This window comes from Pseudomonas phoenicis (assembly GCF_047302395.1).
Classification (GTDB): Bacteria; Pseudomonadota; Gammaproteobacteria; order Pseudomonadales; family Pseudomonadaceae; genus Aquipseudomonas.
This window is the reverse complement of the sequence record NZ_CP154852.1, coordinates 2,849,525-2,862,402: the sequence shown is the minus strand read 5'-3', so window position 1 is coordinate 2,862,402 and position 12,878 is coordinate 2,849,525. Positions and strand designations below refer to the sequence as shown.

Sequence of the window (12,878 nt, the reverse complement as noted above, 5' to 3'; positions counted from 1 at the left end):
GCGTTTATGGCTTTCCTACGTGGGGCCAGGAAAACTCGCGACTGGCAGGTGGGTTTCGATCATCCGAAGACACAATCCATTGGGTATAGCAGATAAAGCGTGGGGTTCACCATCACCGTTCAGCGCCAGGTTGCACCGGGCGCGGGTCTGGCCACCGCCGCTTCGGCGGGTCGGTAGTGCCCCAGGCGCTCCAGCGTTTCCAGGCGCGCAGCCGCGCGGTAGGCGTATTCGTTGCCTGGGAAGCGCTGGATCAGGTACTGGTAGGTCTGCGCCGCATCGACGTACAGCTTCTGCCGTTCCAGGCACTGCCCGCGCAGTAACGAGACCTCCGGATGGATGAACGGTCGCGCCCGGCTGGTGCGGTCGACCTGGGACAGCTCGAGCATCACCCGCGCGCAGTCGCCGCGGTCGTAGGCACGGTAGGCGTTGTCCAGGTGATGGTCCATCGACCAGCGGGTACAACCGCCAAGGCCGGCCAGCGCGGCCAGCAGGATCAGGGTTCGCATGGGCATTCTCCTTTGATGGCCACTGTATCGGCGGGTACCGGCAAATCTTCACACGCCGCTGCCACCCTGGGCGTGTCGCGCCCGGCATGCGACGACCGTAGCACTGACCGGCACCGGCGCTCGGCGCAGCGGCGCTCGACGCATCGGCGCTCGGCAGGTAGTGCAACCGAACGATGACTACAACCCGATTGAGGAGTAGCCTCTCGCTGCGCTTCACTATAGGAGTCTATGCATGACCATCCGCCGTACCAAAATCGTCGCCACCCTGGGCCCTGCCAGCAACTCGCCGGAAGTGATCGAACAGTTGATCCTCGCCGGCCTCGACGTGGCGCGTCTGAACTTCTCCCACGGCACGCCCGACGAGCACAAGGCTCGCGCGCGGCTGATCCGCGAAATCGCCGCCCGCAACGGCCGCCACGTGGCACTGCTCGGTGACTTGCAAGGGCCGAAGATCCGTATCGCCAAGTTCAGCGACAAGCGCATCGAGCTCAAGGAAGGTGACCGCTTCACCTTCTCCACCGCGCATCCGCTGACCGAAGGCAACCAGAGCATCGTCGGCATCGACTACCCCGACCTGGTCAAGGATTGCGGCGTGGGCGACGAGCTGTTGCTCGACGACGGCCGCGTGGTCATGCGCGTCGAAACCGCGACCGCCGATGCCCTGCATTGCGTGGTGCTGATCGGTGGCCCGCTGTCGGACCACAAGGGCATCAACCGCCGCGGCGGTGGCCTGACGGCGCCGGCCCTGACCGAGAAGGACAAGGCCGACATCAAGCTGGCTGCGCAAATGGACCTCGACTACCTGGCCGTGTCCTTCCCACGCGACGCCAAGGACATGGAATACGCCCGCTCGCTGCGTGACGAATCCGGTGGCAGCGCCTGGCTGGTGGCCAAGATCGAACGCGCCGAAGCGGTGGCCGACGACGAGACCCTCGACGGCCTGATCGCCGCCTCCGATGCCGTGATGGTCGCCCGTGGCGACCTGGGCGTGGAGATCGGCGACGCCGAGCTGATCGCCATCCAGAAGAAGATCATCCAGCACGCACGGCGCAACAACAAAGCGGTGATCGTCGCCACGCAGATGATGGAGTCGATGATCCAGAACCCGATGCCGACCCGCGCGGAAGTGTCGGACGTGGCCAACGCCGTACTGGACAACACCGACGCGGTGATGCTCTCGGCCGAAAGCGCCGCCGGTGCTTACCCCATCGAAGCGGTCAAGGCCATGGCGCGCATCTGCCTGGGCGCGGAGAAGCATCCGACCAGCCAGAAGTCCAGCCACCGTCTGCACACCACCTTCGAGCGTTGCGACGAAAGCATCGCCCTGGCGGCGATGTACACGGCCAACCACTTCCCCGGCGTCAAGGCGATCATCGCCCTCACCGAAAGTGGTTACACGCCGCTGATCATGTCGCGCCTGCGCTCGCACGTGCCGGTCTACGCGCTTTCCCCGCACCGCGCCACCCAGGCGCGCACCTCGATGTTCCGCGGTGTGTACCCGATCGCCTTCGACCCCGCCGCCCTGCCGGGCGACAAGGTCAGCCAGGCGGCCGTGGACGAGCTGCTGCAACGTGGGCTGGTGCAGCAAGGCGACTGGGTGATCCTGACCAAAGGCGACAGCTACCACACCATTGGCGGCACCAACGGCATGAAGATCCTGCACGTGGGCGACCCGCTGGTCGGCTGATGCAGGCGTTGTGACGACAGCGTCCCTGTCGGCAGCGAAGACTGCTTCAGGGAGTGTGATGCTGCTCAGTCAAACTGAGTGGCTATCACCAGGGCCGCCTTGCGGCCCATCGCGGCTAAAGCCGCTCCTGAAGGATAGTGAGCCTGTAGGAGCGGCTTCAGCCGCGATGGGCCGCAAGGCGGCCCTAGGCTCTGTCTGAAAAGTCCTGATACTCGTCCATGCTGCGTTGAAAACCGGCTCGGAATGCTCATGTACTCCAGTACACTCCGCTTCCTCGCCGATTTTCGCGGGGCCGCCTTCAGCCTTGCCTGGCCTTCGTCTCAGAACTTTTCAGACAGAGCCTAGTCGCTCAAACGGCAGCATCAGCCTTCTGGAACGGTCTTTTTTGTTCACTTCCCAACATTTCCCCAGCTGAACAATAGAAATCCCCGCGCGAACAAACTTTTCGCGAGTCGATCCACATCTCCACCAACGGCCCACCCTGGAGCCCCAGGTTTCACCAAGGCCTTTCGCCGACACCAGCAACCGTCGCCTCGCCCCTCCCACCTCCACCCACCGCTGTGGGCCAGCCTGTTGCGGCCATCAGGCCGGCTCCACGAACACATCGGCCAGCACTTGGTTTCTAGGCACACCTGCGATGAACAGCCTGCGTGCCAGGCGCTCGACGAAGGTCGGCGCTCCGCACAGCAAGGCGATGGTCTGCCGGGAAGCGGGGGGCAGACCGGCCAGCGCCGCTTCGAGATCCGCGTGCAGCACGCAGATGCTCTCGATGCCAGAGATTCGTTGCAAGGCAGGCGCCAGGTAATGGCCCGCAGCGTCGTACGCCACATGCAGCAACCTGATGCCCCCCTGATGCCCCTGGCGCAAGGCCTCTCGCGCTACGGCCCACAAAGGCGCAAGGCCGGTACCCGCGCCCAGCAGCCAGAGCGGCCTGTCCTGCCAATCGGGGTCGTAGTGCAGCGCGCCGCCGCCAAGCTCGCCCAGCCCTACCCTATCGCCGGTTCTCAAGCGCCGTGCCCGGTCGCGAAAGGCCCCCGGGTGACGACAGTCGATGTGAAACTCCAGCGCATCGTCATCCCCCGGCAGGCTGGCGAGCGAATAAGGCCGTGCCACCGATCCCAGCCACAACAGCAGATGCTGTCCGGCCCGATAGCGCAATGCCCGCTCGGGCCGCAGGCGCAAGCGCAACACATCGCCCAGCCAGTCGGCCGAGTGCACCTGCGCGGTCTGGCCGTCGCGTACCGGGTCGAACGCGGCGACGCGCAGATCGCCGATGACTCGGCATTGGCAGGCCAGGCGCCAGCCGTCCAGGCGCTGCGCGGCGGACAGCGCATCGGGGCGAGCATCGTCCGGTTCGCCTTCGAGGCAACGCACCAGGCAGGCATGGCAGCTGCCGGCGCGACAGCTATAGGGCACGTTCAGGCCCTGCTGGTTGAGGGCATCGAGCAGATTGCTGCCGTCGGGCACGGACCAGCGGTGCGTGCCTGCGCTGAGTTCGGGCATGGCCAGGGGTCTCCAGGGACAAGGCGCACAGCATGGCACGAGTGGGTGCGAAAGGCTGCCCGGCGAGGCGATGGGCGCGGATGTTTCACACTGGCAGGTGCGCTATAATGCCGCGCCTTTTTCCGTGGCGGCCCGACCAGCCGACACTTCCTGCAAGGCGCTTCGGCCCGTCCCATGCGAGCGTCGAAGGCCTCAACGAATGTTCCCGTCTTAGAAAGGAGCGCGCTGCATGACCGTGATCAAGCAGGACGACCTGATTCAGAGCGTCGCCGATGCCCTGCAATTCATCTCGTACTACCACCCCGTCGATTTCATCCAGGCGATGCACGAGGCCTACCTGCGTGAAGAGTCGCCCGCCGCGCGCGACTCGATTGCCCAGATCCTGATCAACTCGCGCATGTGCGCCACCGGCCACCGGCCGATCTGCCAGGACACCGGCATCGTCACCGTGTTCGTGCGCGTGGGCATGGACGTGCGCTGGGACGGCGCCACCCTGAGCGTCGACGACATGATCAACGAGGGCGTGCGCCGCGCCTACAACCTGCCGGAAAACGTCCTGCGCGCCTCGATCCTGGCCGACCCGGCCGGCGCGCGCAAAAACACCAAGGACAACACCCCGGCTGTCATCCACTACTCCATCGTCCCTGGCGACAAGGTCGAAGTGGACGTGGCGGCCAAAGGCGGCGGTTCGGAGAACAAGTCGAAGATGGCCATGCTCAACCCGTCCGACTCGATCGTCGACTGGGTGCTCAAGACCGTACCGACCATGGGCGCTGGCTGGTGCCCGCCGGGCATGCTCGGCATCGGCATCGGCGGCACCGCGGAGAAAGCTGCGGTAATGGCCAAGGAAGTGCTGATGGAATCCATCGACATCCATGAGCTCAAGGCCCGCGGCCCACAGAACCGCATCGAAGAGATCCGTCTGGAACTGTTCGACAAGGTCAACCAACTGGGCATCGGCGCCCAGGGCCTGGGCGGCCTGACCACCGTGCTCGACGTCAAGATCATGGACTACCCGACCCACGCCGCCTCGCTGCCGGTGTGCATGATCCCCAACTGCGCCGCCACCCGCCACGCGCACTTCGTGCTCGACGGCTCCGGCCCTGCCGAGCTGGAAGCGCCGTCGCTCGACGCCTACCCGGAAATCGTCTGGGAAGCTGGCCCGAGCGCCCGCCGCGTCGACCTCGACAGCATCACCCCGGAAGAAGTGGCCAGCTGGCAGCCAGGCGAGACCATCCTGCTCAACGGCAAGATGCTCACCGGCCGCGACGCGGCGCACAAGCGCATGGTCGAGATGCTCAACCGCGGTGAGGAACTGCCGGTCGACCTCAAGGGCCGCTTCATCTACTACGTCGGCCCCGTCGACCCGGTCGGTGACGAAGTGGTGGGCCCAGCCGGCCCCACCACCGCCACGCGGATGGACAAGTTCACCCGGCAGATCCTCGAACAGACCGGCCTGCTGGGCATGATCGGCAAGTCCGAGCGTGGCCCGACCGCCATCGACGCGATCCGCGACAACAAGGCCGTGTACCTGATGGCCGTAGGCGGCGCCGCCTACCTGGTGGCCCAGGCCATCCGCAAGTCCGAGGTGCTGGCCTTCGCCGAGCTGGGCATGGAAGCGATCTACGAGTTCGAGGTCAAGGACATGCCGGTGACCGTGGCCGTGGACAGCCAGGGCGAGTCGGTGCACATCACCGGGCCCGCGCTGTGGCAGGGCAAGATCGCCCAGAGCCTGGCGGTGGAAGTGCAGTAAGCGCAGGTGTCACGAAAGAACTGCGCCCTCGGTGGCCAATACCGGTCAGTCAAGGCGAAATAGTGTCGATTGGGGCTGCTTTGCAGCCCATCGCGGCTAAAGCCGCTCCCACAGGAAATGCGTCTTGTGTGGGAGCGGCCGGTTCGGCGCTCCGATTAGCCGCGATGGGCCGCCAAGCGGCCCCAATTGCTTGACTGACGGCACCAGCCCCGGTGGCGCGTTTTTTTCGCCTGTAAGCCCCGTTCGGCGCAAAAGCGCCATCGGCCAGTCGCGGCGGGTGAGCACCCGGCCCTGCTCGCGCGCTTGGCGTACGCACGCCAACCACCAGCTGAAAACGCTCGGAACACCGCCGCGTGCGCCCGGCTACCGGACCAACATCGGCCGTCGCTCATGACGATAGATCAGCATGGCAACGCCTTGACCCAGAACGACATGATCTTGTCCGACGCCTGCGCTTCGTCCAGGTCGCGCCAGGCATAGCGGGTGCGCAGCGAGGGTTCGTGGAGGAAACCGCGGTTGCGCCAGAAACCATGCAGGGGCTTGTAGTCGGTGGGCCGTAACGGATGGCCCGAGGGCCGCTCGACCGCGCAGAAGGCGCAGTAGTCGAATTCGGCCAGCTTGTGCGCGTAGGACTCGCGCTCGATGAAGAAGCGCACGCCCAGACCCTGGTTGCGGTACTCGGGCAGCACCAGCGACCCGCCGAAGTAGTACACCGCGTTCGGGTCGCGGCCGTGTTCGAGAAACGGTTGCTGGAACTCGGCCGAATGGTCCACCAACGGCAGCCCGGTGGAGGCGCCCACCACCTGTCCCCGATCCAGGGCCAGCACCAGCAGGCTGCGGCCCGAGCGGGCATAGCCGGCGAGGTAGTCGGCCTCGTATGCCATGGAGCTGTCGTAGAGGTAGGGAAACTCGCGAAACACCGTCAGGCGCAGGCGAGCGAGGTCATCGATATAGGGCGCGATCGCAGCGCCATGCAGCAGGCGGATTTCCATGCGAGTTGGTGGTTTTCCCGATGTGGATGGCGCGCGCGGCTAAGCCGGGCTTGAGGGGAAACCCTATCATCCGGCCCTTGCCCCGCCCTTTCCCCTACACGACAGGAACTTTGCCATGACCGCTACGGAACTCGTCTACGCCTACTACGCCGCGCTCGACGCCGGCGACATGCCCGGCCTGCTCGCCCTGCTCAACGAAGACGTGATCCACGACATCAACCAAGGCGAACGGCAGATGGGCAAACGTGCGTTCGCCGCCTACATGGACAGGATGGGCCGCTGCTACCGCGAGCGTCTGGACGACCTGGTGGTGATGCACAACGCCGAGGGCAACCGCGCCGCCGCCGAATTCACCGTGCACGGCCAGTACCTGGAGGACGACGAAGGCCTGCCGGCGGCCAAGGACCAGACCTACGTACTGGCGGCCGGTGCGTTCTTCTATCTGCACTGCGGCAAGATCGCGCGGGTCAGCTCCTACCGTAACCTCAACGACTGGCTCGAGCAGGTGAGCTGACGCAGTGGCCGGCCTCAGCTGCGTCGGTCGAACAGATTGGCGACCAAGCGGTCGAGCCAGCCCCACAGCCGCTGCTTGACGCGCCGCCACAAGGGCCGGGCGCGCCAGCCGGCCAGGTCGACCTCCTGGCTCAGGGCGAAATCGCGCTGGAAACTGGCCGCCACCTGGGCGGTGAGCAATGGGTCCAGGCTTTCGAGGTTGGCTTCGAGGTTGAAACGCAGGTTCCAGTGGTCGAAGTTGCAGGAGCCGACGCTGACCCAGTCGTCCACCAGCACCATCTTCAAGTGCAGGAAGCACGGCTGGTATTCGAAGATCTTCACCCCTGCGCGCAGCAGCCGCGGGTAGTAGCGGTGGCCGGCATAGCGCACCGCCGGGTGGTCGGTGCGCGGCCCGGTCAGCAGCAGGCGCACGTCGACCCCACGCTGGGCGGCGCGGCGCAACGAGCGGCGCACGCCCCAGGTGGGCAGGAAATACGGCGTGGCCAGCCAGATGCGCCGCTCGCCGGTATTCAGCTCTCGCACCAGCGAACGCAGGATGTCACGGTGCTGCCGGGAATCGGCGTAGGCCACCCGGCCCAAGCCATGCCCCACCGGCGGCGTACGCGGCATGCGCGGCAAGCCCTGCTCCGGGCGCCAGGCGGTGCGTCGCTGGTTGGCCTGCCATTGGCGGTCGAACAGGGCCTGCCAGTCGCTGACGATGGGGCCTTGCAAGGTCACCATCACTTCGTGCCATTCGCTGGCGGCTTCGCTCGGCACCCAGAATTCGTCCGTCACCCCGGTGCCGCCCACCACCGCCCAGACCTGGTCGACCAGCAGCAGCTTGCGGTGGTCGCGGTACAGATTGCGCACGCCGCGGCGCCAATGGATGGGGTTGTACTCGCGCAGGTCGACCCCGGCCGTCAGCAGGCGCTGGCGCAGCGGGCGGCCGAAGGCCTGGGCGCCATAGCCGTCGAACAGGCAACGCACCCGCACCCCGCGCCGCGCCGCCGCTTCCAGCGCCTGCACCACCGCTTCGGCGCAGGCGCCCGCCTCGACCAGGTACAGCTCCAGATCGACCTGGGCCTGCGCACCGGCGATGGCGTCGAGCATGGGTGGAAAGAATGCCGGACCGTCGATCAGCAGTTCGAACTGGTTGCCTTCGCGCCAGGGAAACACCGGGCCCGGCATGTCAGCGCGCCGTGAAGATCAGCACCGCATTGACCGGCACCGACGGGTTGATGGCCTTGAGCTTGGCGAAGGTGCGCAGGCGTTCCAGGCCAGGCAACAGGTCGTAGTCGGCCGCGTTCAGCACCAGCGGTTCGAGGGTCACCACCTGGAAGCGGCGCTCGTCCAGACGCGTGGCCAACAGCGGGGCGTCATAGGTGTGCGACTTGCCGTGCAGGTTCACCGTTACCGGCAGGCGCAGCTCGATCTGTGCGCCGTTGGCCAGATCGTTGAGCGGTTGCAGGTCGATCTGCGTCTTCACCGTGGCATCGGCGAATTGCTTTACCTCGAACAGGCTGCCGCGCATCTGCTCGTCGAGCAGCGGCGTACCGCTGCTGACCGAATCCATCTCGATGCGCAGGCCGGCCACGCCTTTGCGATCGACCGCACCGTGCAGCACCAGAAAGCGGTGCACGTCGACCTGCTCGCCGTTCTTGCCGGTCACGAACGACACCCGCGACGACTCGCCGTCCAGGTGCCAATTGGCGTAGGCGGGCAGGCAGAGCAGCAGGCACAGGGCGGGAAGCAGACGCGACGATCTGAACATGTGGAATCTCTGCAAAAGATCGCAACATTACCCGGCCATCCACAGGGCAGCAAGCCGCACTCCCCGCTCCCCTGCGCAGCTCCCGCAAACGCTGCGGCCTTCTCCCTGCGCCAGGGCTCGGCACCGCGCCGACCTGTCACGCAAGCATCAACAAAGCTTCACGGCCGTGACACCCCCTCTGCCTAGCCTGACCTCGCCCACTACACCGCCGCTCGACCGGCCGCTTGGCTGGCACATGGAGACGCGTCATGACCTGCATCGCCCGTTGCGCCGATACCACTCCCGAACGTCGCCTGCACGCCGAGCGCCTGATCGGCGCGGCCGCCCTCGCCGAGGCCCAGGCCCTGCGTTTCGAGGTCTTCAGCCAAGCCTTCGCGGCGCGCCTGCAAGGTGCGGAGCACGGCCTGGACAGCGACGCCTACGACCCCCACTGCCAACACATCGGTGTACGCGATCTGGCCAGCGGCAAACTGGTCGCCACTACGCGCCTGCTCGATCACCGGGCCGCCAGCAGCCTGGGCCGCTTCTACAGCGAAGAGGAATTCAGCCTGCACGGGCTGCGTGAGTTGCAGGGGCCGATCCTGGAGCTGGGCCGCACCTGCGTGCACCCGGCCTACCGCAACGGCGGCACCATCGCCGTCCTCTGGGGCGAATTGGCCGAAGCGCTCAACGAAGGCGGTTACCGCTACCTGATGGGCTGCGCCAGCATTTCCATGCAGGACGGCGGCCTCCAGGCCCACGCGGTGATGCAGCGCCTGCGCGAGCGCTACCTGTGCACCGAACACCTGCGCGCCGAACCGAAGAAGCCGCTGCCGTGCCTGGCCGTGCCGGGCAACGTCATCGCCGAGCTGCCGCCGCTGCTCAAGGCCTACATGCGCCTGGGCGCGAAGATCTGCGGCGAACCCTGCTGGGACGAAGACTTCCAAGTCGCCGACGTGTTCATCCTGCTCAAGCGCGACGACCTCTGCCCACGCTACGCCCGCCATTTCAAGGCCGCCGTGTGATGGGCCGCTTGCGCATCGCCGTACGTCTGACGCGTCTGCTGCCGGTGCTGGCCCTGGGCGGGACCATGGCCGGTGCCATCGCCCTGGCCGAACGCCTGGGCCTGCGGCCCTCGCTCGCCCGCCGCCAGCGCTGGACCCAGGCCTTCATGCGGCGCCTGGCCGCAGCCCTGCCCTTCGACGTGCAGGTCACGGGCCAGTTGCCCAACCGGCCCATGCTGTGGCTGAGCAACCATGTGTCGTGGACCGACATCCCCTTGCTGGGCATGCTCATGCCGCTGTCGTTCCTGTCCAAAGCCGAAGTGCGCCAGTGGCCGGTGGCGGGCTGGCTGGCGAATCAGGCCGGGACCCTGTTCATCCGCCGTGGCGCGGGCGACGCGCAGTGCCTGCGCGAGCAGATCGGCGGGCAACTGAGCGCCGAACGCCCGCTGCTGATCTTCCCGGAAGGCACCACCGGCACGGGCCGGGCGTTGCGGCCGTTCCATGGCCGTCTGCTGGCGGGCGCGATCGACACCGGCACACCGCTGCAGCCGGTCGCCATCGAATACCGACGCGACGGCGCGCCAGACGACGTGGCGCCGTTCGTGGGCGAAGACGACCTGCTCAGGCACCTCTTGCGGCTGTTGGCCCTGCCGCGCGGACAGGTGCGCATCCACCTGCTCGAACCGATCGCCAGTGCCGGCATGGAACGTGCCGTGCTGGCTTGGCAGACCCAACAGGCGATACAGCAGGCGCTGTTCGGACGGCCGTCGGGTGCCGTCGGAAAGCGCCGGCAGGCTTGCGCGGCCTGAGCGGCACGCGCGGACGGACCACGGGCGCACCGCCCTCGCCGCCAGGCTCAGGGCGTTTCGGCCCGCACCTGCGCCGCGAACGCCTGCAACTGCGGGTAGAACGCGCGGAAATCGTTGCTCAAGGGCGTGTACAGCGCCTGCAACTCGGCGCTGATACCCAACAGCCCTTCAGGCCGCGACAAGCGCCGGGCGATGCCCCTGAACACCTGCTCCAACACCGAGAAATCCGCATAACTGCCCAGCCAGTCGTCCGCCGCCATGAACGGCGTCATGCGCGCTAGCCGTTCGGGCAACGCGGGTTCTGCGAGCAGCACCCCATACACCTGCCGGGTGAAGTCGCCAAGGGGCCGGTCGGCGTAATCGGCCCAGTGCCGCGCCAGGCAATGGTCGAAGAACACGTCCAGGGCGATGCCAGCGAACCGCCGCCGCTCGCGTGGGAAACGACCCAGCGCAGTGAGCACCAGAGGGTGGCTGTCGGTGAACGAATCGATGCGCCGATGCAGGCGGATCGCCCGTTCCAGCGCTGGCGGGAAGCGTCCGTGCAGATCGCCTTTGACGAAATCTCCGTACAGGCTGCCGAGCAATTGCTCGGGCGCGTCGCCGCCAAGGTGAAGATGGGCAAGATAATTCATGCCGGCAGCTTAGCATTTGTATCGTTATAACCCGATATAGCGATTTATTTGGAACTTGGTGCGCATTGATATTTCCATATCGGTATACGACGATTTATATTTCGTTGAATTCCGATATTCAGTAAAGCCGATACGAGTCCGTTGCCGTGCCCCTCGATCTCGACGACATCATCAAAGCCCTGGCCCATCCGCTGCGCCGCGACATCCTCGCCTGGCTCAAGGACCCGGCCACGCAGTTTCCCGACCAGTACCACAGCATCGAGCACGGCGTGTGCGCCGGGCAGATCGACCAGCGTTGCGGGCTGTCGCAGTCGACCGTCTCGGCACACCTGGCCACCTTGCAGCGCGCGGGCCTGGTCCGCAGCCGCAAGGTCGGCCAATGGCACTTCTTCCAACGCGACGAAGCGACGATCCAGGCCTTTCTGCAAGCCCTGGCCGAGCAGCTTTGACGCCTACATATCCACCCTCTCCCACGCCTCGAAGGTAATCCCATGACCACGCTGTTCGACCCCATCACCCTAGGCGACCTCGAGTTGCCCAACCGCATCATCATGGCCCCCCTGACCCGCTGCCGCGCCGACGAAAATCGGGTGCCCAACGCGTTGATGGCCGAGTACTACGTGCAGCGCGCCAGCGCCGGCCTGATCCTCAGCGAAGCGACGTCGGTCACGCCCATGGGCGTCGGCTACCCGCAGACCCCCGGCATCTGGAACGACGAGCAGGTGCGCGGCTGGAGCAACGTGACCAGCGCGCTGCACGCCGCCGGCGGCCGCATCTTCCTGCAACTGTGGCACGTAGGGCGCATCTCGCACCCGCTGTACCTCAATGGCGAGCTGCCGGTGGCGCCGAGCGCCATTCAGCCGGCCGGGCACGTCAGCCTGGTTCGCCCCTATGCCGACTTCCCGACCCCACGCGCGCTTGAAACCGAGGAGATCGCCGACATCGTCGAGGCCTACCGCATCGGCGCCGAGAACGCCAAGGCCGCCGGTTTCGATGGTGTGGAAATCCACGGCGCCAACGGCTACCTGCTCGACCAGTTCCTGCAATCGAGCACCAACCAGCGCACCGACGCCTACGGCGGCTCGCTGGAAAACCGCGCACGGCTGCTGCTGGAAGTGACCGATGCGGTCATCGGCATATGGGGCGCGGGCCGTGTGGGCATGCACCTGTCGCCACGGGCCGACCTGCACGACATGGGCGACGCCGACCGCAGCGAAACCTTCACCTACGTGGCACGCGAGCTGGGCAAGCGTGGCCTGGCGTTCATCTGCTCGCGGGAAAAAGAAGCCGCCGACAGCCTCGGCCCACAGCTCAAGCAAGCCTTCGGCGGCCCCTACATCGTCAACGAGAAGTTCGACAAAGCCAGCGCCAACGCCGCCCTGGCGGCCGGCACCGCCGACGCGGTGGCCTTTGGCGTGCCCTACATCGCCAACCCCGACCTGCCCGAGCGCATGGCCAAGGACGCGCGGCTCAACGAGCCACATGGCGATACGTTCTACAGCCACGGGCCCGTGGGTTACATCGATTACCCGCGACTGTAAGGCACATCCCGCAGGCACCCGACGAACGCTTGCCTGACCCTCGCCGTTTGCCGGCGAGCGGCGCCTGAGGTCATCGAAACGACCAAGCCATCCTCTCGTGCACCGGGAGGGTGGCTTTTGTGAATGAAACGTTTCACTCGTATAAAAAAAGCCAAAAAAACATCCATCAGCATCGATCTAGCGCAAACAAGCGCAACTGGCACATTCGT

General features: G+C 66.3%; 13 protein-coding genes. 7 read left to right on the top strand and 6 right to left on the bottom strand.

The window, feature by feature from the left end; genetic code table 11:
- Positions 1-119: 119 nt before the first annotated feature.
- On the bottom strand, positions 120-506 hold the full coding sequence (locus AA0Z93_RS12860; protein WP_413048585.1) for a tetratricopeptide repeat protein: 387 nt from the start codon (positions 504-506) through the stop codon (positions 120-122).
- 232 nt (positions 507-738) lie between these two features.
- Here AA0Z93_RS12860 and pyk point away from each other — a divergent pair, with 232 nt between their 5' ends.
- Positions 739-2,193 carry a pyruvate kinase gene (pyk, locus tag AA0Z93_RS12855; RefSeq protein WP_413048586.1) on the top strand — a complete coding sequence of 485 codons (1,455 nt, stop codon included), beginning with the start codon at positions 739-741 and terminating at the stop codon, positions 2,191-2,193.
- Between the two features lie 582 nt (positions 2,194-2,775).
- Here pyk and AA0Z93_RS12850 read toward each other — a convergent pair.
- Positions 2,776-3,696, bottom strand: coding sequence for an iron-sulfur-binding ferredoxin reductase (locus tag AA0Z93_RS12850; protein ID WP_413048587.1), 921 nt, complete (start codon positions 3,694-3,696; stop codon positions 2,776-2,778).
- A 229-nt stretch (positions 3,697-3,925) separates the two neighbouring features.
- On the opposite strand from AA0Z93_RS12850, the gene AA0Z93_RS12845 reads away from it, so the two are divergent.
- Positions 3,926-5,449: a fumarate hydratase gene (locus tag AA0Z93_RS12845; protein ID WP_413048588.1), complete on the top strand. Its 1,524-nt coding sequence runs from the start codon at positions 3,926-3,928 to the stop codon at positions 5,447-5,449.
- A gap of 401 nt (positions 5,450-5,850) precedes the next feature.
- Here AA0Z93_RS12845 and AA0Z93_RS12840 read toward each other — a convergent pair whose 3' ends face one another.
- Positions 5,851-6,441, bottom strand: a complete 591-nt coding sequence (locus tag AA0Z93_RS12840) for a GNAT family acetyltransferase (protein ID WP_413048589.1) — start codon at positions 6,439-6,441, stop codon at positions 5,851-5,853.
- Between the two features lie 115 nt (positions 6,442-6,556).
- Between AA0Z93_RS12840 and AA0Z93_RS12835 the strand changes: the two genes are divergently transcribed.
- Positions 6,557-6,955 carry a ketosteroid isomerase-related protein gene (locus AA0Z93_RS12835; protein ID WP_413048590.1) on the top strand — a complete coding sequence of 133 codons (399 nt, stop codon included), beginning with the start codon at positions 6,557-6,559 and terminating at the stop codon, positions 6,953-6,955.
- Between the two features lie 14 nt (positions 6,956-6,969).
- Here the strand turns inward: AA0Z93_RS12835 and AA0Z93_RS12830 are convergent, their stop codons facing one another.
- Both AA0Z93_RS12830 and AA0Z93_RS12825 read right to left on the bottom strand, forming a co-directional pair.
- Positions 6,970-8,121 (bottom strand): phospholipase D-like domain-containing protein, encoded by a 1,152-nt coding sequence (locus AA0Z93_RS12830; RefSeq protein WP_413048591.1) that lies wholly within the window; start codon positions 8,119-8,121, stop codon positions 6,970-6,972.
- Position 8,122: 1 nt separating this feature from the next.
- Positions 8,123-8,704: a YceI family protein gene (locus AA0Z93_RS12825; protein WP_413048592.1), complete on the bottom strand. Its 582-nt coding sequence runs from the start codon at positions 8,702-8,704 to the stop codon at positions 8,123-8,125.
- A 248-nt stretch (positions 8,705-8,952) separates the two neighbouring features.
- On the opposite strand from AA0Z93_RS12825, the gene olsB reads away from it, so the two are divergent.
- Positions 8,953-9,708 (top strand): L-ornithine N(alpha)-acyltransferase, encoded by a 756-nt coding sequence (gene olsB / locus AA0Z93_RS12820; protein WP_413048593.1) that lies wholly within the window; start codon positions 8,953-8,955, stop codon positions 9,706-9,708.
- Positions 9,708-10,496, top strand: coding sequence for a lysophospholipid acyltransferase family protein (locus AA0Z93_RS12815; RefSeq protein ID WP_413048594.1), 789 nt, complete (start codon positions 9,708-9,710; stop codon positions 10,494-10,496). Before olsB ends, AA0Z93_RS12815 begins: the two co-directional genes overlap by 1 nt.
- A 47-nt stretch (positions 10,497-10,543) precedes the next feature.
- On the opposite strand, the gene AA0Z93_RS12810 is transcribed toward AA0Z93_RS12815, so the two are convergent.
- Positions 10,544-11,128 carry an ACP phosphodiesterase gene (locus tag AA0Z93_RS12810; protein ID WP_413048595.1) on the bottom strand — a complete coding sequence of 195 codons (585 nt, stop codon included), beginning with the start codon at positions 11,126-11,128 and terminating at the stop codon, positions 10,544-10,546.
- Positions 11,129-11,274: 146 nt separating this feature from the next.
- Between AA0Z93_RS12810 and AA0Z93_RS12805 the strand changes: the two genes are divergently transcribed.
- Positions 11,275-11,577, top strand: coding sequence for an ArsR/SmtB family transcription factor (locus AA0Z93_RS12805; RefSeq protein WP_413048596.1), 303 nt, complete (start codon positions 11,275-11,277; stop codon positions 11,575-11,577).
- A 42-nt stretch (positions 11,578-11,619) separates the two neighbouring features.
- Entirely contained in the window at positions 11,620-12,669 is a 1,050-nt protein-coding gene (locus AA0Z93_RS12800) for an alkene reductase (protein WP_413048597.1), read from the top strand.
- The last annotated feature ends 209 nt before the right edge of the window (positions 12,670-12,878 follow it).